A 22,003-nucleotide genomic window follows, 5' to 3' on the forward strand; every position below is an offset into this window, starting at 1 on the left:
GCGTCATGAAACACTGGCTTAATATCTCCCTGTCCTCCCTGCTTTTGCTGGTGGCCGGCGGTCCGGCCGCCCACGGCCAGTCGATGAGCAAGGAAATGCACATGGCGCCCCCCGACGGCCCCGTGCTACCGCTCGATTCGGTCCTGCAAATCGTGGAGCGCCGCAACCCGGCCGTGCAGCGGTACACCTACCAGGCGCGGGCCAAGGAAGCGGCCGTGGCCGGCTACAACAGCTGGGAAGCGCCCAAAGTCAGCGCCGGGTTCTGGATGACGCCCTACAACCAGCGGCCCATCAAGGAAATGAACAACGGGCAGGGCGAAGGCATGCAGATGGTGTCCGTGGAGCAGCAGCTGCCCAACCCAGCCAAGCAGCGCGCCCGCCGGGAGTACCTCAGCAGCCAGGCGGCCGTGGTGCAGGCCGACCAGCAAAACACCGTGGTGCAGCTGCGGGCGCAAGCCAAAACCCTCTACGTCGAGCAGGCCGTGCTCACCAAAAAGCTGGCCGTGCTGGACGAGAACGAGGAGCTGCTGCGCTTTCTCATCAAGCTGGCCGAGGCGCGCTACCCCTACAACCTGGCCACGCTGCCCAACATCTACGACGCCAAGGCCCGGCTGGAAATGCACCTCAACGACCACCGCCAAGCCGCGGCCCGGGCCACGCAAAACCTGATTGCGCTCAACACGCTCATGAACCGGCCGCGCAGCGAAGCCTTTGCCGTGGACACCGCCGTGCTCACTTCCCCAACCCCCGCCCTGGCGCCGTTGGACACGGCCGCGCTGGCCGGCCGACGCAGCGACGTGCGCAGCCTGGACCGGGCCCTGACTACCGTGCGCCTGAGCCAGAACCTGGAAGCCAGTCGCCGCCGGCCCGACTTCGGGGTTCGCTACGACCACATGCGCGGGCTGGGCCGGACCCCCAACCAGTTTACCGTGATGGGCATGGTTTCCATTCCGCTGGCCCCGTGGGCCGCCCGCGAATACAAAGCCAACACGGCGGCGTTGGGCTTCGAGGCCCAGGCCCTGCGCAAGCAGCGCGAAGACGTGCTCAACGAAGCCAGCGGCCGGCTGGCCAGCCTACAAACCGACCTGACGCTGCGGCGCGAGCAGACCCGGGCCTTCGAGCGGCGCATCCTGCCGGCCCTGCGCCGCAGCTACCAGGCCACCATGCTGGCCTACGAGCAGAACACCGGCCAGCTTTTTCAGGTGCTCGAAGCCTGGACCACCCTCAAGCGGACCCGGCTGGAATACCTGGACAACCTCCAACAGCAACTCACTCAGCAAATAGCGTATGAAAAAGAGCTGGAACAATAGCCCGCTGCGGGCCCGGCTCGTGCGGGCAGCTTTGCCGCTGGCCCTGCTGCTGGGCGCCTGCGGAGCCGATAAAAAGCCAGCGGATGCCACCGGCAAGATGGAGGCCCCGGCCGCCGACGCGCACAGCCACGAAAAGCCTGGGGACCAGTTCACCTGCCCCATGCACCCGCAAATCATTCGGGACCAGGCCGGTGACTGCCCCATCTGCGGCATGGACCTGGTGAAAAAGCCCAAGGCGGGCGGCACCCAGGCCCCGGCCAGCAGCGGTTTGCAGAACCTACTCCGCTCCCCCGACGCGACGGTGGTCTCCACCCAGGCCACCGTGTACCCCACCACTGGCGCGCCCGACCTCACGCTGACGCTAACCGGCCGGGTGGAATACGACACGCGCCGCACGGAAGCCATTGCCGCCCGCTTCGGGGGCCGCATCGAAAAGCTGCTCATCCGCTTCAACTACCAGCCCGTCACCAAGGGCCAGAAGCTGCTAGAGCTCTACAGCCCCGAGCTGGTGACGGCCCAGCAGGAGTTGATTTTTATTCTCACCCACGACGCCCAAAACCAGACCCTGCTGCGGGGGGCGCGTCAGAAGCTGCGCCTGCTGGGCCTGACCGACGCGCAAATAACCCGCACCGTCGCCACCCGCAAGCCCGAGTATAAGGTGGCCATTTATAGTCCCTACACCGGGTACGTGGTCGAGCAGCCCGCCCAGCCCGGGGGAGCCCTGCCGCCGCCACCCGCCCCGGCCGGGGGCGGTATGGGCAGCGGCGGTGACGCTATGGGCGGAGGCGCTCCCGCGGCGAGTAGCACGCCAGCCGCCACTTCGACCATGCCAGCCGAAGCCAGTCTGACGCTCACCGAAGGCGCTTACGTCACGGCGGGACAGACCCTGTTTCGGGTGGTGAACACCAGGCAGGTGTGGGGCGTGTTCGAGCCCCGGCCCGATGAGCTGGCCGCCCTGCAAGTGGGCCAGCGCATACAGGTGTTGCCCGACAACGACCCGACCCGCGCCCGAACCGCTCGCATCGACCTGATAGAGCCTTTCTTCCGCGAAGGTGCCCGCACCGGGGCCGTGCGGGTGCACTTAAGCAATACCAATGGCCAGCTGCGCAGCGGGACCCTGCTCACTGGCACCGTCAGCGTGCCCGCCACGGGCGGGCTGTGGCTGCCCCGGGCCGCGGTGGTGGACTTGGGCAGCCGCGAGGTGGCCTTTGTGCGCCGCAGCGGTGCTTTCCAGGCCGTGCCGGTTCAGACCGGCCGACGCAGCGCCGACCGGGTGCAAATTCTGCAAGGGCTGAGCGAGCAGGACGCGGTGGCCACCAATGCCCAGTTTCTGGTCGACAGCGAAGGATTTGTGCAAACCGCCCGGACTCCGACGTCCAACCAGCCCCCCACATCGAACCCATCCAAGACCGACTACCGCGATGAATAAGCTTCGTAATCTGCTCACCCGCTGCGCTCCGGGCCGCTTGCTGGCCTTGGCCCTGCTGGCGGGCCTGCTCGCCTTCGGAGCCGGCGCGTGCCAAAAAGCCCCGCCCGAGGAAACCCACGCCCACGACGGCACCAGCACCTCCAGTACCTACTATACCTGCCCCATGCACCCGCAAATTGTGCGCGACGAGCCCGGCAAATGCCCCATCTGCACCATGGATTTGGTGAAAGCCACCAAGCAGGTAGCCCCCGCCAAACCGGCTACGGGCACGGCCACCGCGTCGGCGGCGCTCACGCATTACACCTGCCCCATGCACCCGCAAATCAGCCGCGAAGAGCCCGGCAAATGCCCGATTTGCAGCATGAACCTGGTGAAAGCGACTAAGGCCGCGCCGGTAGTAGCAACCCCGGCTGGGGGACCCGCCGCCGCCCCGGAAGTGATGCTGAGCGCGCAGCAGCGGCAGCTGGCCAACATTCGGGTGGCCGCCCTCGGCGCGGGCGGTAGCGGGTCGGGCAGCAGCACCGTGCTCACGGGCACCATCACGGCCAACGCCAACCAGACCCGCACGGTCAGCAGCCGGGTGGCCGGGCGCGTCGAGCGGCTGTTTGTGCGACAGACGGGCGAGTCGATTCGAGCGGGGGCCCCGCTGGTGGCTATCTACAGCGAGCAATTGCAGGCCCTGCAGCAGGAATACCTGCTGAGCCTGGCCCAGCTACGGGCCGTGGGCACGAGCGTAAACCAGTACGGCCGCCTGGTGGCCAGCGCCCGCCAGAAGCTGCGCCTGCTCGGCATGACGGACGGGCAGCTCCGCACCCTTGCCGCTACGGGCCGGCCCACGCCCTCGCTGACATTTTACAGCCCGCACGCAGGGCTGGTGCAAGCTGTGGGCGTGACGGAAGGCCAGTACGTGGGCGAGGGCGCGCTGCTCGTGTCGCTCACCAACCTTTCCTCGGTGTGGGTCGAAGCCCAGCTCTACCCCGGGGAAGTAGCCGGCATCCAGACGGGCCAGTCGGTGCAGGTGCAGGTAGCCGGCCTTCCCGATACCTACGCTGGCAAGGTGGTTTTCCTCAGCCCCGAGCTGCAGGCCAACAGTAAGGTGACGCTGCTGCGCGTGCAGCTGGCCAACCCCGGCGGGCGGCTGCAGCCCGGCATGCAGGCCAATGTGCGCCTGACTGCTAGCCGGGGTACAACGGCCAGTGCGCTGACCCTGCCCCAGGACGCGGTGCTGCGCGACAGCCGCGGCAGCTATATCTGGCAGCAGGTGGATGCCGCCGGCCGCTTCCGCCGGCTCAAAGTCATCACGGGGGCCGAAACCGACGAAACCGTGGCTATCACCGGGGGTGTGGCCGCGGGGACGCAGGTGGTGGTCAGCGGGGCTTACCTGCTGGAGAGCGAATACGCACTCTACCAGGGTACCGACCCCATGGCCGGGATGGACCCCAACATGCCGGGCATGGATATGCAGAAAAAGCCGGTTTCGGCCCCGAAAGCCCCGGCTATGGACCCCAACATGAAGATGTAATCAGCAGACTTCTGGCCCTTAATACTTATTACTATCACACTGGCCCCCATGACTCACGCCCAAGTACAGTCCATCCGATTGACCGATTTCAACGTCAACCCGGACTACGTGGCCACCGAAGCGGCACCCATCACCTACCAGTTGCAGGTGCTCAACCGGGTGCCCGAGCACGGAGAAAGCCTCGAAATCACAGTCAGCATCCGGTATGAAGCGCCGGACAGTACCTGTTTTTTGCTCAGCGCCGTCTGCCTGACCGTATACCGGGTGGCAGGCATGACGCGCCTGGAGCACCCGGAAACGGGCCGGCCCGTGGTGGACGTGCCCGAAGAACTGCTCCAGCAGCTGAGCATAGAAGCCGTGGCTCATGCCCGCGCCCTGGTGGCCTCTCATACGGCCGGCACCTGGTTTGAGCAGTGCCACGTGGCGCTGGGCAACCTGGCAGCGAGTTGCTCGCTAAATGCCGGGGCGTAGAATTCAAAGGGAAGAAAAAAGCCCGTGCCCTTGACGGATACCCCCGGGTGGCTTCGTTATTGTTAAAAAAGCTTAGCCCATGCTCCCCAAAGACCTGACTCGTGACCTGAAAAGTCGCCTGAACATGCTGGCCGGCCAGCTGCATGGCATTGTCAAGATGCTGGACGCTGAGACTACCGCGCCCGAGCAGATTCTGGTGCAGTTCAAGGCCGTGACCAGCGGGCTCAGCAGCGCTGAGCACCTGCTGCTCGACGAGGTATTTCGCAAGGGGCTGGCCCTGCAAATCGTGGACGTGGTGGGGGCCTGCCCGGGCGACTGCCAGGACGCGGGGCGCATCGAGGAGTTGCGCCAACAGTTCCCGAAGCTGAGCGAGGGCGAACTGACGCAGAAAATGCGGGAGTTGCGCGAGATTGGCGGGCGGCTGGAGCAACACAACGTGGGCCTCGAAAAAAAGGCGAAGAAATAACTTGACGAACACCCGGGGGCAGAGTGGAGCTTTGTCTGGTTCATTTTATTATCCACCCCCTCTCGTATGAAACGCATCGTAGAAATATTCACCGCCGGCTGCCCGCTGTGCAGCCCCGTGGTCGAGCTGGTAAAAAGCGCCGCTTGCAGCAGCTGCGACATTATTACCCATAATTTGACCGAGACCGAAGCCGGCAATCCGGCCCTGCGGCGGGCCCGCCTGCTGGGGGTGCAAACCCTGCCCGCCGTGGCCGTGAACGGCGCGCTGTTGGCCTGCTGCCAGAGCGGCGGCATCACCAAAGAAGCGCTGGAAGCCGCCGGCATTGGCCAAGCGGCGTAAGGCGCGCTGACCCCGCAGGGCACGGCCTGCATTTCCCACCTGCCCAGCTGCCGTACCAGTGGGCAACCCCCCTAACCCCTCACAAAATGAAACAAAAAGTGTTGCTGTTGAGCACGGCCGTCCTGCTGGCCGGTGGCGCCCTGTTTGGCTTTACCAGCCCCGCCAATACGGCGGATTGCCCCCTGAAAGGTACCCCGGAGTGTCCCCTGATTAAAGATTGCCCGGACAAGGGCACGACGGCCTGCACTCTGGCCGGCGTGCCTGCCTGCTGCGCGAAAAAGTAAGCGCCGCATTTGAGCCCCCCTAGCCCGGACCGGAACACGTGCGCCCGCACTGCCCCCGCCCAGGCTATTTTTTCGTGCCGGACAAAAGCGAGGTGGTCTAATAGTCACGGACAGAAGAAATATGAGTCCTTACTCTATTCGTCACTCCTAGACCACCTTGCTCCTACAGAATATTGAGCCGGCCGCCGTCGGCCACGACGGTAGTGCCGTTCACGAAGGCGGCTTGCTCGGAGGCCGGAAAGCAGATAACGGTGGCAATAGCCTCGGGCTTGCCGATGGCGCCTTCCACTTTCTCCTTCCTGCTTTTCACGTTGGAGTTTTCTCAGAGCATGGGCGTGTCCACGGCGCCGGGCGAGACACTTTACAGGGAAAGCCCACCTCACCTTTTAGGGCAATAGCTGCTGCATGGCTGCTTGCACTTCTTTTACCGGCATCTTGCAGGTCTTATTCCGGCACACGTAAATAAGGGTTCCCTCCTCCACGCCTTTGCTTTCCAGCAGGGGCAGGTTTTCTTCCTTCCCGCCCATAAATAGCGCGGTGGGCAGGTAGTACCGCTGCATTTGGTGGCTTTTGGCAACTGCTTCTTTGCCCATGACGGCAATTTCAAAAGGCCCGTACGCCATCATGCCCATCAGATTTGCCCAATTGGCGTAGTAAGGCCCGCCTGTCGAAACTTCGCCGGCCACGTGGTGGAGCATGGCCTGGCTCATCTGAATATAAGGCGGGTGGTCGTAGTACTCGCCGAGCCGGTACAGCACGTTAGCCATGACGGAATTGGACGCGGGCATCACGTTATCGGTTAGCTCCATCTTCCTCACCACCAAGCCTCCCGTTAGGCCGGAGGTATAAAAAAACAGCCCGCTTTTGGCATCCCGGAAGTGTGCAACGGCATAATCGGTTATCCCCCGCGCCCTTGTCAGCCACTGGACATCCAGGGTGGCCTGGTACAGATGGATGTAGGCCTCGGCCAGCAAGGCGTAATCATCCAGAAAAGCGTCGATGCTGGGTTTTCCATCCTTGTAGTTTCTCCACAGCCGGCCGTCTTTCCGGACCATGTTCTTCTCCAGGAACCGGGCATTCTGTAGCGCGGTCTGCAAGTACGCTTCGTCTCCCAACGCCAGGTAAGCGTCAATGTAGCCCTTCAGCATCAGGGCGTTCCAGGAGGTAAGCACCTTGTCGTCGGTGGAGGGCCGGGTACGTTTGCCGCGTTCTTTCAGCAGCTTCTCTCTGGCGTTTGACAGCAGTTTATCCCATTGGTCGGCGGTTAATCCGTTGCTTTTGGCAAAAGCCTCTTTGGTGCTTTCCCGGTGGAGGATGTTCTCGCCACGCTCCCAGTTGCCCGCTTTCTTTACCTGGAAATAGTCCCCCACCAGCCGGGCCGGCTTCTCCTCCAGCGCCTGTTGCATTTCTTCCTGGGTCCAGACGTAGAATTTCCCCTCTTCGCCCTCGCTGTCGGCGTTGAGGGAAGCGTAGAAGCCACCCTCCGGGCTGGTCATCTCCCGTTGGATGAAGGCCAGCGTTTCCCGTATCACCTCGGCATAAAGCGGGTTTTTGGTGACTTTATAGGCGTGGGCGTACAGGCTGACGAGTTGGCCGTTATCGTACAGCATCTTCTCGAAATGGGGCGCAAACCAGTCGGCATCGGTCGAGTACCGGGCAAAGCCCCCTCCTATCTGGTCATAAATGCCGCCTTTGGCCATCGCATCCAGCGTGGTCATCACCGCTGCCAGCGCTTCTTTGTTGCCGGTCAGGTAGTAGTTCTGGAGCACGAACTCCCAGCCCACGGGCAAGGGAAATTTGGGCGCCCGGCTGAACCCTCCTTTTTTGAAGTCGATGGAAGATTTCCAGTTCGCGTAAATCCCGCTGTAGGCGGCCTTGGTGAAGTTTTTGGAACTGCCCGGTGCAAGCGCTACTACCTCCTGGCCCTGGATGCCTTTCGTGATGGCTTCGGCCTGCTGCACCACCTGCTGGTGCTGGGTTTTATAGGCCGCGGCCAGTTGTTGCAATACCCGCACCCATTGGTCTTTCGGGAAGTAGGTGCCGGCGTAGAAAGGCCGCCCGTCCGGCAGGGCAAAGGCGTTGAGGGGCCAGCCGCCGCTGCCGGTTAGCAGCTGGGCGGCACTCATGAACACCTGGTCCACGTCGGGCCGCTCTTCCCGGTCGACCTTCACGCAAACAAAGTTTTCGTTCATCAGCCGGGCCACCGTGCTGTCCATGAACGACTCGCGCTCCATGACGTGGCACCAATGGCAGGCCGCGTAGCCGATGCTGACGAGTAGCGGCTTGTTTTCCCGCTTGGCTTTTTCGAGCGCCTCCGGCCCCCACTCATACCAATCCACGGGGTTGTCGGCATGCTCGCGCAGGTAGGGGCTGCTGGCTTGCGCTAAGCGGTTGCGGGTTCCGCTGCTTTGCTCTTTTGCTGGTTTTGCATTGCCTTCGTCTTTCACCGGCTTGCTGTTCTGCGCACAGCCCGACAGAATGATGAATTGGATGCCTATGCTGAGTATTATGGCTTTTCTTAACATCATAGTGATTGTATTTATCAAAGCTGCCTGGAAAAGAAAGAGGACTTCCAAAGACATGATTCGTACCCCACAGGCCTGTGCGACCCTGCGGGCGGCAGCCCGGAAAAACCAATGGCTGCGCAAGGCAGCCATTGGTTGTATCAACCCCACATAAGTGGGATGGTTGCGGCCCGCAATGCGCCGGTTCAGGCCCGGCCCGTGGGGGCGTAGGAGCCGTAGAGCTTCTCCACGGCGGCGGCCGGCGGGCCCTGCTTGGCGCTGGTCGTGGCGGCCGTGGGCGGCTCGGTCCAGGGCATCTTGCCCACTATCAGGGTGGGCAGGTTGATGAACACGTCGGTGCCGCTGCGCCGCACCACGGCGTCGAGGGGAACGTACACGTCGCTCTTGAGCAGGCCCTGCCCCACTACCAGGTAGCCCGGGCCGTCGCCGTCGTTCACCACTTTCTTTACGTTGCCAATCTCGGCGTCGTCGGAGCCGTGCACCGTGTCGCCGGCTTCGATGGCGGGCACGGGGGAGTGTTCAATGCTGGCCAGGAAGTCGTCGACGGTGATGACGCCGTTGGAAATCAGGGGGAAGTTGATGTGGATGGCGGCTTCGTACTCGGGCAGGCCGGCGGCGCCGATGGCGTCGGAGAGGAAGGTGACGTCGTAGCCGGCTTCGGTGCCGTGGCGGCCGGTGCTTTCGCAGCACAGGTTGGCCGTCATGCCGGCAATGACCAGGTGGGTGATGCCGCGGCTTTCCAAATGCTCGGCCAGGTCGGTCTGAAACACGTCGCAGCTTTTGTGGGGCAGCAGCACGATGTCCTGGGCCTGGGGCTGAATCTCGGGGTGGAAATCGGCGCCCCAGCTGCCGGCCAGAAACATTTTGTTCTCGAACATGAGGCGGTTGATGCCGCTGCGCTTCTGCAGGTTGTGAAGGGCGTAGTCCTCCTCGGTGTAAGCCATGGGCCCGAACAGCACGGGAATGCCCTGGGACCGGGCGCCGTCGATGGCGCGCTTCAGGTTGGGAATGACGTTGTTTTTCTCCACCGTGCCCTTGGTCATTTCCCAGGCTGCGCCGCCTTCGGACAGGAAATCATTGACGGGGTCGATGACCAGCAGCACGGTGCGGTCGGCGGGCAGGGTGCGCCCGGTTTCGGCCTTGGGCAGGTAGGTGGCGGGGCCAGTGGTGGGGCGGGTGTGGTGTTCCATAGGGATGGGGTGAATTTGATGAAAGCAAGGTGCGAGGTCCGACCAACTATTCGGGGGCCAGGAAACCCGACCATGCCGGGGCGGGTGAAGCAGGCCAATGAAAGCCGGCCGGAGTGCCGGACAATGGCCCAGCGTGCTTGTTGCTACGTGCGGTGCTAATGGCTAGTTGTTAAGACCGGGGTTGGCGGCAGGCATCCAACCAACCGCCTTTCGGCAAACTGTTAACAGGGTTGCAGATGGTTGCCGCTTCGGCCTTGTAGGCAAGACTTTGATTAATAAGTAGTTGAAATCTAATTGTTTGCTGTAGAATTCCCCTGGGTAGGTTCCAAATAGCCTTCTTCGGTCTGATCGGAGCCGCCAGTCATATTTGAATCATTGCTTTGATTATCAAGTAATTGATGATGGATGTGTCAGATAGCCGACAATAAGGCTACTTTCTGGGGCGTTCCCGGGGCGGCCCGACGGCTCTGGCCGGTAAAGCTGCCGTAGCCCGCCCGGCAGTGGGGTAGGCAACAGCCCGATACCGACCTGCCGGACTATAAGCTGCTGGTCAACTCCCGGGAAAGGTTGACTGATTTATGGGGAGTTGAACCCGGCATTTTGCGGACCGTGGCCCTCATTCTGGAAGGAGCCAGCCCATGGCCGGCCAGGACCGCCGCACAGCCATACGGCCCCAAGCGCCGCCCCAGCGGCCGGATTTCAGCTTTTTCAGCTGAATAATGCGCGCTTTGCGAGGATGTCGACATTTTGCCGGCTGGCCCTGGCCGGGGCGTCAGGCTTCGGGGCTGAGCGGACGTGGCAGCGGCAGGTACACAAACCGGATTTCGCCCAGCTCCGGGTACGTTGCCTGGCCCCGCTGCCCCTCGTGGCCCGGCGCTACCAGCGTGGGGGCCGGCCGGCCCAGCACGCCCTCTGTCAGCAACAGGTACTCGTGGCCGGGAATATCGTTTTTGAGCAGGCGGTGCGCCACGACCACCGTTTCGCCAAACGGCTTGCGCTGCTGGCGCACCGTGGTGAAGCCCAGGGGGCCGGCGTGGGCCACCACTTTCAGCGAGAGCCGGGATACGGAGCGGCAGGCGGCGCAGGTGCATCCGCAGGTGCGCACGTAGGCCGCAATCCAGGCGTGGAACGCGGCCCCGAAGGCGTGGGCCTGCGCCAGGACCTGCCCGGCCGACGGTACGCGGCCCTCCTGGTAAAACAGCACGGCATCGCCTTCGATTTCGGCTACCGTGAGGTCCAGTTCATCCGCATCGATAATCGTATTGAGCAGCCCCGAAATAATGTGCTGGCTGTGCTCCAGCTCAGTTTCGTGCACGAACGAGGTAAAGCCGCTGATGTCGGGAATCAGCAGCAGGGACGCGGGATAGGTCATGGCAAGGGGCGCTGACGGGAAACTGAGCCGCCCCGACCGGGGCCGGCAACCGCGGTAGTCGCCCTGCGGGGCCGAACCTTACGAGGCGCTTGCCTTTTCGGGGGCTGGCTTCGCGCGTCGGAACCGCGTCAGTTGCGCCCTTGCGCCGCCGGCTGCACTGTGCCCGTCCAGTAGGCCTGCGCTTTCTGGAAAGCATTGGTGCCCACTTTTTTGCCCAGCTCCAAGCCGGACACGTTGCCCTCGTAGAAATGAATACCGCCGTAGATTCGGGATTCGCCGGCATTGAGGGCCGCGTCGCGGAACGTGTTCCAGCTCAGCAATATGCCCAGTACCTCTTCGTGCGAGTCGGCAGCCAGCTGCTTGCGCTACATGATAGAAGTAGCCAAACTGGTCGCTGCCGGTGTAGGCTTTCAGAACGGTGGCGGCGGCCATGCTAAACGTGCTGTGACCCGAAACGTACTCCGAGAACGGCGGTGTGGGAAAATTATCAACCTGTCACAAGGCTACTGGCCAATAACATACATTGGTACTGCTTGAGCATCGACGCACCGGCCAGTTTCCTTACTCACCTCTTTCCCATCCAACAGGATAGCGCAGGTAATTTCCCAATGCTGCCGTACCTCCGTCAATGCTGGCCAGGATAGTAAGGTTGTCACCCTGTTTCATAGTGCGCTTAAACTTGTAGCTGACTGGTAGGGAGGATTATTGAGCGCCGTATTGCCGCCGCTTTCGTTGGTGTAACTCAAGTAATCCGATTCTACAGCGTTCGAGGTAACCCTGTACTTTACCTGATATTCCTTCGGGCCGAAAGGAGTAGCATCGTCCTTCGAGCAGCCGGAGGCCGTGGCCAATGCTGCGCCGCTCAGCAGCAAATAAGCAAGTCGTTTCATAGGTCAGAATGGTTAGCGAAAGTGATAGGGGTCGCACGATAGTAGGAACGGAAAACAACGTTAAGGAATTTTGAGCGGGCAGGCTATCTCCTGAAGTTGTTTAGAAAGTCGGCTTTTGGTTGATTTTTCGCAAAAACAGCACGGCGAAGGCCATCCAGTGCCAGGCGAGCTAGTTGTCGACGCTGGTCTCGTAGCGCACGAGCAGCGTTTTGAAGTTGTCGAGCCAGGCATTGGCGTGTTCAACGACGATGCGGCGACGGTAAAGTTCGGGGTCAAAAAAGGTATTGTCCTCGGTCTGCCAGTCCGCTGCCCGCCGGTTGCGGGCGATGTTGGCCTCGATGTCGCGTTCGGCACACGCTTGGCGAAACTCCTGAGTGTCGAAGGCGCTATCAGCGTCGAGAAATAAGCCATTGAGGGGAATATCGGCCGCTTCCAGCAGCGTACAAAGTTCGGCAAACAGCTCGCGCAGGTGGTAGCTGTCGTGGTGGTTACCCGCCTGCGGGGTGGCGCAGGCCAGGGGCTGGCCTTGGTCGTCGGCCACAAACAAGGCCGTGGTGGTGCGGGCCCGTTTGCGGGCCTGGTAGCCGATGGCCGCGCCCCCATTTTTGGTCGGCGTATGGCTGCCGTCGAGTTGAACGCTGGAGCAGTCGAGATGGGCCTTGTTTTGGCGCAGCAGGTTGAGCCACATGCGCTGCCACGACCCGTCTTTACGCCAGGTGTTGAAGCGGGCATACACGCCTTGCCAGGTCAGAGAGGCCCCGGTAAAAACTGTTTGACAGGCAGAAACCGCCACTGGCAGCCGGTCTTGAGCTTGTAGAAAATGACTTCCACGAGTTCGGTCGGGTCCACGGCGGAGGGCCGACCTTGCGGCGAAAAAGTGAGCGAGGGCAAAATCCAGGTGCGGATGTTGTCTTTGGACAAGACTTCCATAAAAGGCGAAAAAATGAGCGTTGCACCTCAAATTTCGCCTTTTCTTGAGAGTCCTTTTGACTTTCTAAACAGCTTCCCTAAAACGTACGTTTTAACGCTACCAAAGTCGTTTTTAAAAAGTAACGGTTCCGACCAAGTTAGTTTGTTGCTTTTGCTTATCTCGCCTATCAACCTGCCCGTTATGCCTCCAAATACTGATTTAAGTGCCTGCACCTATTTAAACAGTCTATTGCCAAGATGCAATAGACTGTTTAATAAAGTTTTACGACAAAAGCAATGTTGGATTAAATAGGGCCAGTTACTTACTGAGATAAATCGGCTCATTTTTCGGGTCCAAAAAGGCTTAGCGTTGTTTTCCGTTCCTACTATCGTGTGAATACTTGTACTGGTCGCTAAGATTTAATGGTGCTCAACCTTTATTTTTTTAAGTTTTTTAAATAACATCTTAACATTTGTTCAGTTATATACTTACACAATCAAATTTAAATATTTTTTTATGAAGCACACTTTCCTAGCGCTAAGCCTGTTGGGCGTAAGCGTCCTCACAACGGGTTGCGAATCCGAATCCGTGGCCCCCGATTTGAATGTGGAGGCCCAGACCGCCGCCAAAGTCGCTCCCGACCGGAACTACAAAGCCCACCTCACGGGTGACCAGCAGGTACCCGTCGTGGTTACGCAAGCCGTTGGCCAAGCAAAATACCGCCTGAGCGACGACGGCCTGGCGCTCGAATACAAGGTGAACCTAGCTAACCTGGGCTCGCTAACCGTGGCGCACCTGCACCTAGGGGCAGTAGGGGTCAACGGTCGCGTCATCGCTGACCTGTACCCCGGCGGGGCGCCTCAGCTCAACCCCACCGGCCCCGTCCTGCAAGGCACCATCACGGCGGCCAACCTCGTCGGGCCGTTGAGCGGCCGGCCGTTATCGGCCCTGCTCGCCGCCATTGACGCGGGCAACGTGTACACCAACGTGCACTCGCAGGCGTATCCGGCCGGCGAAATCCGCGGCCAGGTCGAGTAAGGAGCCGATAATCTTTCCTACCCGGCCCCAGACCCCAAAAAGCCCCGAAGCTGTACGCTTCGGGGCTTTTTGGGGTCTGGGGCCGGGTAGTGAGGGGTGGAGCGGGCGGATTTACGCGGCGCCTCACGAAAAGACCGGGCGGAAAAAGCTGCGCTCGTAGCTGAGGATGCAGCGGGTGTCATCGGCGTAGCGGAAGACGGCCTGGCAGTCGGGGTCCGCAAACGAGAGCTGGCGGTAGCGTTCGTACGCCGTCAGGCTCTCAAAAGTGAAAAGCGCCAAGGCAATATTGTTGGCGCCCTCGCTGGGCAGAAAATAGCCGTTGTGCTGCCCCCCAAACCGCGCCACCAGCGGCAGCCACAACCGGCCGTAATGCTCAAATTCGGTGAGTTTGGCGGGGTCCAGCACGTAGCGGACGTAAATGGTAACCATAAGGCTGGGACTGAGATGGGTGGAGGCCGCTGGTAGGGCGGGCGAATGCGACAAACGTGGGGGCGTCAGCGGGCTTTATTGGCGCTGAATGGCTGCGATGGGCAAGGCGCTGAGAGCATCAAAAAGTGTGGGGCAGCAGTATCCCGGCTCCCGGCCACTGCTGGCGGAAGCCCTGCCGATGGCCGCTTAGCCCAATTGCCCCACACTTTTTGATGCTCTCCTGGATGATTTTCTGAACACGCTGCGCGAGATATAAACCAATCAATCATTGCTCAACCAACATAGTCATGGCCTGATATGGGCTAGTTGGCGCTTTACACGCTAAGCACTTTTTTGCTTCCGGGCGTAAATCCACCCTTTGGAAAGAAGAACCCCTTGGATAATCACCTGTTTAGCCGCTAGCCGCTTGGGCCGCTAAAAGCGCTCATACCAGTCAAACCATTGCTGAATAGTCGACTCTTTATTTGCTTGCAGATAAGTCAGGTAGGCCTGCGCCACGGGCGAGAGCTGTTTGGCTTTGTGCCAGGTGAGCATCCACGAGGTTTGCAGGGGCAACCCCCGGATTGGGATAATCTGCAAATCGTTATCGAGTAGTTCGTTCCGAATGCCAATCAGGGGCATGATGGAATAGCCTAGACCGGCCAATAGGGCCTGCTTGACGGCTTCGTTCGAGGCCAGTTCCAAGCGCTTGCGCACCACCAGCTGGTGGTCGGCAATAAACGTTTCCATCATCGAACGGGTCCCCGAACCGGCTTCCCGGTAAATGAGCGGGAGCGTTTCGAGCAACCGGGGGTCTTTATCCGTGTGTTCAGCCTGATTGACCCCCCGACCAACCAGGTACAGCTTGTTCGGCATCAGGTCCAGGTAATTCAGGTTGAACTGCTTGGGCAAAATGGACACCAGCGCAAAGTCGACCTCGTTGTTAGCCAGGCTATCCACCACTTTCTCCCGGTTGGTCACGTCCATTACCAGTTCGATGCCCTCGTGGGCTTGCATAAAACCCGACAAAAAGTAGGGCATTACGTACTTACCCGTCGAAACCACGGATAGGGTCAACTTTCCGTAAAGCAACCCCTTATGCGCCAGCGTCCGGTCATTGATGGCGTGGGCTTCGTAGAGAATCTTCTCGGCAGCCTGGGCAATTTCCCGCCCAAAATCGGTCAGGTAAAGGCGTCGGCTGATGATTTCCGTCAATGGAATATTGAACTGGTCCTGAAAGTTTTTCAATTGAATAGACACCGCCGGTTGGGTCAGGTGTAAGGCTTCGGCAGCCTTGGTAACGCTCTGCAGGCGCGCTACTTTGGCGAAAACATCAAGCTGATGCAGCGTATAGTTCATAAAAACCAGTTATGATATACATCAAATCTATAGATAAAAGTTTATAAGGGCCGCCACTTCCCTTGTTGGAGTACCAAGACCCAATTGCGGGACATGCTAACCATATTCGGCGCAATGGCAGCACCGGGGGCCATGCCAAATACCAGTGCCAGGGCTGCGGGCACCAAGCTCGCTTTACCCCGCCGCGGTGGTCAAAGCGGTACAGTATGCGCAGGTTGACGAACTGCTGGGCGAGCGCAACTCGCAGCGCAGCATCGCCCGGATTAAAATTGTAATTGACCGGTATAATACCACCTTGAATTAGACCACCGCCCCTTTTTTATATCCGGTTAATGACTAACCGAAACCTAAAAAGCGGGGTTGTCAACCGGTCACCTCCTGCCAGCACTCGTCGGCAGTTAAGTGAAAGGCTTTGTTTTCCAGCGGGTCGAGGGCGACCAGATGCACCCACTGGTTAAAAAATAGTTTCTGCAAGATGGGTTGCCGCCCAATAACCAAGTCGAGGGCTGCCCGGGGCGCGACCACTACGGTCAGCAGGCGCTGCGGGGTGTGGTAAGCCTGGTCGTCGGTGCTTGCAACGGATTGCACCGGCAGACCGTGCATCAAATCACTGGCGTTTCCCTGCATCACCCCCAGCTTCCCGGCCACATTGTGCGTTATCTTGCTGCCACTACCGTAGGCAACGGGGTCCAGCGCGGAGAACAGGTACTGCGTATTAATCCACTGCGCCACGACCATCGGCGCCGTCAGAATCGTTTCCAGGTGGCTGTGGGTGTGGTCGGCCCGCCAGTCGTAGGAGTGTAGAAAACAGCGGCCCTCCAGGTCGAGGGTCTGCGTCAACCGGCGGGGCCCAACAATAAAGGCGGCATTGCGGGCCAATCCCCATTCCGGGCGGGCTTCGGCCCAGTCGCTGCTACGCCGCTCGGTGGCACCTACGGGATTACGCTCTTTTTTCAGTTCGCCAAAGGTCTCACAGCGGGCCGCGCTGTTGGCGGTTCTGGCGCTGGCCAGGGCCTGCCGAAGCGGGTCGATGAGGGGCTGGTGAAGACTTGCCGACGGCGGGGTATCGTACAGCACCACTTCATCGGTCGTGGTGTTGTGTTCGGCGGCCATGAACAGCGTGTCGGTCGGAATGTGGATTCCTTGCCCGGCCAGCGTTTGCCGGACAAACGGGGCGTTTAGCATCAGGGCCAGTAGCTGGGCGTTAGTGCCGCCGTGGTTACCCCCGCAGGCCCCGCAATCGAGCGCAGAACGGTACGGGTTGTTTTGGGTGGTGCTGCCATGCCCGCAGAAGATGACCAATTTCCCGAAGTTGTCGGTGAGGCCCATGAGCCGCAAGGCCCCTTCGGCATACTGCGCCTGCTCGACCGAGCCAATGCCGGTATTACCGGGTGCCCCCGTCAAGTCGGGCGCGGTAGGCAGGCCGGGCCGAATGGCTTCGTTCAGCGCATTGCGGGTGCGGACGCTTCGCGTCGGGGTCAGCGTCCGCTCCAGCATCAGCAGCCCACAGGCCGCCCCGAGCGTTTCGACCAGCGCAAAGGGCGTCACAAAGTTGTATTTGAGGCTGTTGTAAATCAACTTTATCGTTTGCGAGGCCCGGTTGCCCCGCCAGAAGCGGACCAAATCGGCCGGACGATTGGAAACGGGTTTCTGATGGATGTCATGACTGGGTTTGAGCAGGACCGGGCAACTGTCGTACACGGCTCCGTCGGCAGGCGCGTGTACCCGCACGGGCAAACCAAAAAACCCGGCAAACCCCAGCGTTTCGTAGTTGCCCACGGCCTCCAGCCGGCGGCGGAATGGCTCCGACCGGACATCGATGCAGAACGCCAATTGCGCGTCGGGCCGCGGCGGCGTGGCTCCGAGCTGGTTGAGGTGCGGCAATACCTGCCCGAGCAAGGTTTGTTGGTAGGTTGCCTCGTCCTGTTTTAGTTTGGTCAGGGTATCGGCCACCCGTTCATCCGCCACGGGCAACGCGGCCAGGTGGTGCATGGCTGCGGGCCAGAGCAGGCAGGTAATCACCAGGCGCACCGCCAGAAACTCCAGCACGGTGATGGGGTTTACCGGGTCGGCCACCGGTTGTTCCCAGCAATCGCGCCAGTGAACGTAACCCGCCCAGCCGGGCAATTGGGTCAGCGCGTGGGTCAGAAACTGGTGCTGATGGTCGGCGGGCACGGCCAGTTTTTCCAGGCATCGTGCTATGGCCTCTTCCGGCTTGTCCGGCAGGGCCGATAGCCAGTTCTGGTGCGCTGCATTGCGCTGGTGCAGTTGATTATCAAAGGGTGCTAATCCTTTCCAGGCGGCGTAAAAACCCAGGCTTCGGTTGGGCATCAGCAGGGTGGCCTGCCCTTCGTCCAGAAAAGCGAGGCACCATTTGATGAGCTGCCGGTTGACGGCTTCGGCTTCGGGCCGGGTATCGCAGCCCTGAAACAGCCCGGCGGCCTGGGCAACGGCTTCGTCGAAGGGCAGGTCTTCCAATCCCTGGAGCGGGTTGCAGGCAATAAACGTTTTCAGGGGCCATACCGGCGAGAGAATCCGGGCCGCCTGCTCAACCTGTGCACGAATCAGGGCGGGGGGGCTGACCTGCGGGGGGGACTTAAGTAGCGTTTCCATTCGGGGGGCGTACGGGGGCGTTATCGATGGTTAGTAGTGGTAGCTGTTGCGGGTGGGCGTGGTGGTGCGCGGATGGGGCTGGCTGCCGTTGAGCGCCCTAACGTAGAGCCGTTGCCAGATGCGGGAGGCTTGCCCGGTAGCCGGCAGTTTCAGGGTGATGGGGAGCCAGGTAAGGGAAAACACCCCAAAAACGATTAGGTGCAGGGCCGTCAGCGGCTGGGGCGACCAGATAGCCAGGGGCGTGAGCAACGATTCAATCGCCCACACGCTGAGACCATACAGCGTGCCCGCCAGCAGCGTCAACACAATGGCGGGAATAACCCGGCTGGTCAGCGAACCCGATTGCAGGATGCTATAAGCGGTCTGGGTAGCCGCGATGAACGCAAAACCGGTTAGTAGCAGGGTCGTATCGGCCACGTTAACCGCGAGGTGGCTCACGCTCGCAAAGCTGTAGGCACCCACCAGGCCGCAACAGCCGGCCAGCAGCCAGACCGGCCAGCCACCCGACCGGGCCGGGGCCGGTTTCCGGGTGCCCTCCACCGCCGAGCCCGTATTGAGGAACAGAAACGCTTTGAACAGGCCATGCCAGCAAATGTGGGCGATGGCCGCCGGAAACAGGCCCAGGCCACACTGCATAACCATAAAACCCATCTGTCCCATCGTTGAGCAGGCCAGCATCCGTTTTATGTCGTTCTGCATCAGTTTCCAGGCCGTGCCGGTCACGGCGGTCACGCCGCCCACGACCAGCAGCAATTGGAGCAATTCGGGCCGCGCCAGGTAGAGCGGGGCAAAGCGGGCGAGCAGCAGGCCCCCCCCGCTGACAAGTCCGGCGTGCATCAGGGCCGACACCGGCGTGGGGGAATTGAGGGAGCTGATGAGCCACCCCTGGAAGGGCCATTGGGCCGATTGGGTCATGGCTCCGACAATGATAAGCAGCAGGGCCACCGTGACCGGCCACGACGAAGCCGCCGTTAACTCCATCTGCACCAGTTGGTGTAGGTATAGCGTACCGCTTACCTGCCACAGCAGGGCCACCGCCACCGCCAGGCACAAAAAGCCAAATACAAACGTCTTCGTGGCTAATTTCCCAGATTCGACGGACGCTTTCCAGGTGCTCTTGTGAACAATCAGCCGTACCAGCAGCCCGTTACTCAGCCCCCACCCTACCAGCAGTAGCAGCAGATGGTCGGCCGTGACCAGCAGCAGCGCACTGGCCGTCACCAACGAAAGATTGACGTAGTAGCGGTGGTAGGCCCGGTCGCCGGCCATGTAGCGCAGCGAAAACTGATGGACAATGCCACTGACCAGCAACACGAGCGTGGCTATCAGCCAGGCAAGCGCGTCGCCCTGAAAACCGGCTGCGTTGACCCTGCCCGGATGCAGCGTGGTATCAATCAGGGCCAGCAGGGCCAGCAGTCCGCTCAACCAGACAGCGGCCGTAGTCAGCCGCGCACCCCGAACCGGCTCTGCTCTGAAAAACAACCGGTTTACAATGGCCCCCGCCAGCGGCAGGCCGATAATGAGGAGGTAGGGAAGTATTGACAGAAAGAGAAAGTGCATATAAGTACTGATGAGGGGTGTTTTTGGGCTGATTGCCAAAAAGCGTGGCACAAAAGTGCGGGCAAATAATCATTAATGAAAATTTATATAGTTTATGGTTAGCATAAATAATCTTTATGAAGTGTAACTTTCATCAACTCCGGTCTTGGTTAAAATTTTGGTCCAAAGATTAAACGAGCCGTTAGTTGCCGGTCTTCATGCGTACCTGGTTCACGCTCCCCACTGCGCGGGGGTGGGTCCAGAAAGGGACACTTTGCCGGCCCTAGCCAACCGGTGGCTGTTATGCGGGTAGAAATGGGGCCGGAAAGTGGGGCCTCTCACGCATCCTGATGGCCCCACCTTGTTGACCTGTTCGGTACCCTCATTGCTTCTGTCTACATCAGGGCTAACGGCCAACACTTCGACCTGCGTTGAATAGATGACGGTACGTTGGAGAGCTGGCCGTTGCGCAATTACCAAGGTGAGTTTGACTTCTCCGGTAAACCACGGAAAACCCCGCTAATTTGACGCACAGGGCTTATTCATCGTCAAGAGGAAACCGATTTCCAGCCCGTCGTTTAACTTTTGGTCCAAACTTTTTACCAAGGCCAATCTTGCTTCCACCATTGAGGTCAATTACTGGTGCCAGGCGCTGAACTGCACCGAAACCCGGCTGCGCAACGCCGTGCTCGCCGTAGGCCCGCTGGCCGCCGACGTGCGGACCTACGTGCAACGCTGAATGGGGCTAAAGTTTGCCAGAGGAGTTTTTAAATCGAATCATTCTCTTGGCCAACTTCAGGTGGCATGAAGCACTTGGGTTGACTTTTCTTCCAAAAAGCCGTATCTTTGCCCCACAAAAAAAGTATCCGCCACATCGGTTCTGCCGGTGCTGTTTGGTTGGTACCGTAAAATTCTTCGGTCACAAGCTTCGGCTTGCTGTTTGACCGGAAGCCCACCCCACTGAGGGTGGGTTTTTTTTTGCCTACCGCTCTGCTCCATGCCGCCCCGCCCCATCCGCCACTTTACCAAGCCCGCTATTGACTTCCCGCAGCAGCTGCAGGCCTGGGGCCTGGTGGTAGCGGATGAGCCGCGGGCCCTGCGCTACCTGGCCAACATCAGCTACTACCGGCTCAGCGGCTACTGGGGCAGCTTCCTGGTGCCCGGCATCAGCCATTTTTAGCCCGGCACCACGCTCGACGACATTCTGCACCGCTATCAGTTCGATAAGCAGCTACGCCTGCTGTGCCTGGAAGCCATTGAGCGGCTGGAAATCTCCTTCCGCACGCAGCTCATCTACCACATCACCCGCTACACGGGCGACAATAACCGGTACGAGCAGGCCCGCTTTTTTAAGCGCGGGACGCCCGCCGAGCAAACCGCCTCGGCCCGGCTCCTCTCGACCATTCGGGGCGAGCTGGACCGGGCCAAAAGCAAAACCTTCATCGCCGACTACTACCGCTTCTACGACCAGCCCCGCAATCCGCCCGCCTGGATGGTGCTGGAGCTGCTTTCTTTTGGTACGCTCTACAACTTGTTCAATCAGTTCGTGGACACCACGCCCAAACTGGCCATTGCCAACCATTTCCATTTGGCCCTGACGGTGTTCAATTCCTGGATGCAGAGCATTAACGGCGTCCGCAACAAGTGCGCGCACCACGACCGGCTATAGGACATCTCCATGAAACCCATGCTCTCCAACCAGCGGGGGCATGCCGGGTACTGGCTCACGGAGCCCAATGTAACGGCCATCAATACCAAAATCTACTACCCGCTTTCCATCTTCAACTTCCTGATGGTGCAGGTCAGCCAGACCTCCAGCTTTGGGCGGCGCGTCGTGGCCTTGTTGCACGAATACGATATCATTACCCCGGGCCTGCACCAGCAGCACATGGGATTCCCGGCGGGATGGGACCAGGAAATCATGTGGCTGGAGCCATAAACACCTGCAAAATCAGCGTTACAGCCCCCTTCTATCTCTGCCATCATTTTAGCACCGCCCTGGTCTGTATGACGTTTGATGATGATTCCGCCGAACGATTTCAACTGGTTGAGCTGCTCGTCTTCCAATCGGGCGGATTTACACGGTAAGCTTTCCCCTGGCTGCCGGGTGGCCACTAGAGTTGGAACAGAATTTCCCGCTAAGGAAAGCTGAGTAGGGCCAGAGCCTCAAAAAATGTCCGTTTAAGCACTGCTAAGGCAGTTTTTGAGAAAAGCCGGTGCTGGCCAGGTTGGCGTGTAGCTTTTGGTTATCTCACGTATCAACGGCTTGTTACATCCTAAATGGCTGACTTATTGAGACAAATAAGCTCGTTTTTGTTGGTCAAATGGGCTTAGCGTT

24 protein-coding genes are annotated in these 22,003 nt (G+C 60.3%); 12 read left to right on the forward strand and 12 right to left on the reverse strand.

Annotated elements, in window-relative coordinates:
* Positions 1-5 precede the first annotated feature (5 nt).
* From ABD819_RS11360 to ABD819_RS11390, 7 genes are all read left to right on the forward strand, one after another.
* Positions 6-1,310 (forward strand): TolC family protein, encoded by a 1,305-nt coding sequence (locus ABD819_RS11360; protein WP_345124291.1) that lies wholly within the window; start codon positions 6-8, stop codon positions 1,308-1,310.
* Positions 1,288-2,739, forward strand: coding sequence for a heavy metal-binding domain-containing protein (locus ABD819_RS11365; RefSeq protein ID WP_345124293.1), 1,452 nt, complete (start codon positions 1,288-1,290; stop codon positions 2,737-2,739). The genes ABD819_RS11360 and ABD819_RS11365 overlap by 23 nt, the downstream gene beginning before the upstream one ends.
* On the forward strand, positions 2,732-4,261 hold the full coding sequence (locus ABD819_RS11370; protein WP_345124295.1) for an efflux RND transporter periplasmic adaptor subunit: 1,530 nt from the start codon (positions 2,732-2,734) through the stop codon (positions 4,259-4,261). Before ABD819_RS11365 ends, ABD819_RS11370 begins: the two co-directional genes overlap by 8 nt.
* 48 nt (positions 4,262-4,309) lie before the next feature.
* Positions 4,310-4,732 carry a hypothetical protein gene (locus ABD819_RS11375; RefSeq protein ID WP_345124298.1) on the forward strand — a complete coding sequence of 141 codons (423 nt, stop codon included), beginning with the start codon at positions 4,310-4,312 and terminating at the stop codon, positions 4,730-4,732.
* Between the two features lie 79 nt (positions 4,733-4,811).
* The gene (locus tag ABD819_RS11380; protein WP_345124300.1) at positions 4,812-5,198 is read left to right on the forward strand and encodes a metal-sensing transcriptional repressor; all 387 of its coding nucleotides are present in this window, start codon (positions 4,812-4,814) and stop codon (positions 5,196-5,198) included.
* Between the two features lie 66 nt (positions 5,199-5,264).
* Complete coding sequence (locus ABD819_RS11385) at positions 5,265-5,537, forward strand: glutaredoxin (RefSeq protein WP_345124301.1); 273 nt, start codon at positions 5,265-5,267, stop codon at positions 5,535-5,537.
* A gap of 86 nt (positions 5,538-5,623) precedes the next feature.
* Positions 5,624-5,821 carry a hypothetical protein gene (locus ABD819_RS11390; protein ID WP_345124303.1) on the forward strand — a complete coding sequence of 66 codons (198 nt, stop codon included), beginning with the start codon at positions 5,624-5,626 and terminating at the stop codon, positions 5,819-5,821.
* A 163-nt stretch (positions 5,822-5,984) separates the two neighbouring features.
* Here ABD819_RS11390 and ABD819_RS11395 read toward each other — a convergent pair whose 3' ends face one another.
* From ABD819_RS11395 to ABD819_RS11430, 8 genes are all read right to left on the reverse strand, one after another.
* The gene (locus ABD819_RS11395; RefSeq protein ID WP_345124305.1) at positions 5,985-6,131 is read right to left on the reverse strand and encodes a hypothetical protein; all 147 of its coding nucleotides are present in this window, start codon (positions 6,129-6,131) and stop codon (positions 5,985-5,987) included.
* A 76-nt stretch (positions 6,132-6,207) separates the two neighbouring features.
* Entirely contained in the window at positions 6,208-8,349 is a 2,142-nt protein-coding gene (locus ABD819_RS11400; protein WP_345124306.1) for a thioredoxin domain-containing protein, read from the reverse strand.
* Between the two features lie 182 nt (positions 8,350-8,531).
* Positions 8,532-9,536: a cysteine hydrolase family protein gene (locus ABD819_RS11405; protein ID WP_345124308.1), complete on the reverse strand. Its 1,005-nt coding sequence runs from the start codon at positions 9,534-9,536 to the stop codon at positions 8,532-8,534.
* 772 nt (positions 9,537-10,308) lie between these two features.
* On the reverse strand, positions 10,309-10,908 hold the full coding sequence (locus ABD819_RS11410) for a DUF2652 domain-containing protein (protein WP_345124310.1): 600 nt from the start codon (positions 10,906-10,908) through the stop codon (positions 10,309-10,311).
* Positions 10,909-11,036: 128 nt separating this feature from the next.
* Positions 11,037-11,228: a hypothetical protein gene (locus tag ABD819_RS11415; RefSeq protein WP_345124312.1), complete on the reverse strand. Its 192-nt coding sequence runs from the start codon at positions 11,226-11,228 to the stop codon at positions 11,037-11,039.
* 342 nt (positions 11,229-11,570) lie between these two features.
* A complete protein-coding gene (locus tag ABD819_RS11420; RefSeq protein ID WP_345124315.1) occupies positions 11,571-11,798 on the reverse strand; it encodes a hypothetical protein in 228 nt (75 codons plus the stop codon).
* Positions 11,799-11,967: 169 nt separating this feature from the next.
* Entirely contained in the window at positions 11,968-12,534 is a 567-nt protein-coding gene (locus ABD819_RS11425; protein WP_345124317.1) for a transposase, read from the reverse strand.
* 11 nt (positions 12,535-12,545) lie between these two features.
* Positions 12,546-12,728, reverse strand: a complete 183-nt coding sequence (locus tag ABD819_RS11430) for a transposase (RefSeq protein WP_345124319.1) — start codon at positions 12,726-12,728, stop codon at positions 12,546-12,548.
* Positions 12,729-13,224: 496 nt separating this feature from the next.
* Here ABD819_RS11430 and ABD819_RS11435 point away from each other — a divergent pair, with 496 nt between their 5' ends.
* The gene (locus ABD819_RS11435) at positions 13,225-13,746 is read left to right on the forward strand and encodes a CHRD domain-containing protein (protein ID WP_345124322.1); all 522 of its coding nucleotides are present in this window, start codon (positions 13,225-13,227) and stop codon (positions 13,744-13,746) included.
* 123 nt (positions 13,747-13,869) lie between these two features.
* On the opposite strand, the gene ABD819_RS11440 is transcribed toward ABD819_RS11435, so the two are convergent.
* From ABD819_RS11440 to ABD819_RS11455, 4 genes are all read right to left on the reverse strand, one after another.
* Positions 13,870-14,175: an NIPSNAP family protein gene (locus ABD819_RS11440; protein WP_345124323.1), complete on the reverse strand. Its 306-nt coding sequence runs from the start codon at positions 14,173-14,175 to the stop codon at positions 13,870-13,872.
* 414 nt (positions 14,176-14,589) lie between these two features.
* Positions 14,590-15,513 (reverse strand): LysR family transcriptional regulator, encoded by a 924-nt coding sequence (locus tag ABD819_RS11445; protein ID WP_345124325.1) that lies wholly within the window; start codon positions 15,511-15,513, stop codon positions 14,590-14,592.
* Positions 15,514-15,876: 363 nt separating this feature from the next.
* Positions 15,877-18,126, reverse strand: coding sequence for a DUF2309 domain-containing protein (locus ABD819_RS11450; RefSeq protein WP_345124327.1), 2,250 nt, complete (start codon positions 18,124-18,126; stop codon positions 15,877-15,879).
* 30 nt (positions 18,127-18,156) lie between these two features.
* Complete coding sequence (locus ABD819_RS11455) at positions 18,157-19,686, reverse strand: proton-conducting transporter transmembrane domain-containing protein (protein ID WP_345124328.1); 1,530 nt, start codon at positions 19,684-19,686, stop codon at positions 18,157-18,159.
* A gap of 604 nt (positions 19,687-20,290) precedes the next feature.
* Here ABD819_RS11455 and ABD819_RS21545 point away from each other — a divergent pair.
* From ABD819_RS21545 to ABD819_RS11470, 4 genes are all read left to right on the forward strand, one after another.
* Complete coding sequence (locus tag ABD819_RS21545; protein ID WP_425553976.1) at positions 20,291-20,404, forward strand: DUF3606 domain-containing protein; 114 nt, start codon at positions 20,291-20,293, stop codon at positions 20,402-20,404.
* Positions 20,405-20,662: 258 nt separating this feature from the next.
* Complete coding sequence (locus tag ABD819_RS11460; protein ID WP_345124330.1) at positions 20,663-20,845, forward strand: hypothetical protein; 183 nt, start codon at positions 20,663-20,665, stop codon at positions 20,843-20,845.
* 60 nt (positions 20,846-20,905) lie between these two features.
* The gene (locus ABD819_RS21550) at positions 20,906-21,334 is read left to right on the forward strand and encodes an Abi family protein (protein WP_425553978.1); all 429 of its coding nucleotides are present in this window, start codon (positions 20,906-20,908) and stop codon (positions 21,332-21,334) included.
* A 9-nt stretch (positions 21,335-21,343) separates the two neighbouring features.
* The gene (locus ABD819_RS11470) at positions 21,344-21,604 is read left to right on the forward strand and encodes a hypothetical protein (RefSeq protein WP_345124333.1); all 261 of its coding nucleotides are present in this window, start codon (positions 21,344-21,346) and stop codon (positions 21,602-21,604) included.
* The last annotated feature ends 399 nt before the right edge of the window (positions 21,605-22,003 follow it).

It is taken from the genome of Hymenobacter antarcticus, assembly GCF_039539545.1.
Lineage (GTDB): Bacteria > Bacteroidota > Bacteroidia > Cytophagales > Hymenobacteraceae > Hymenobacter > Hymenobacter antarcticus.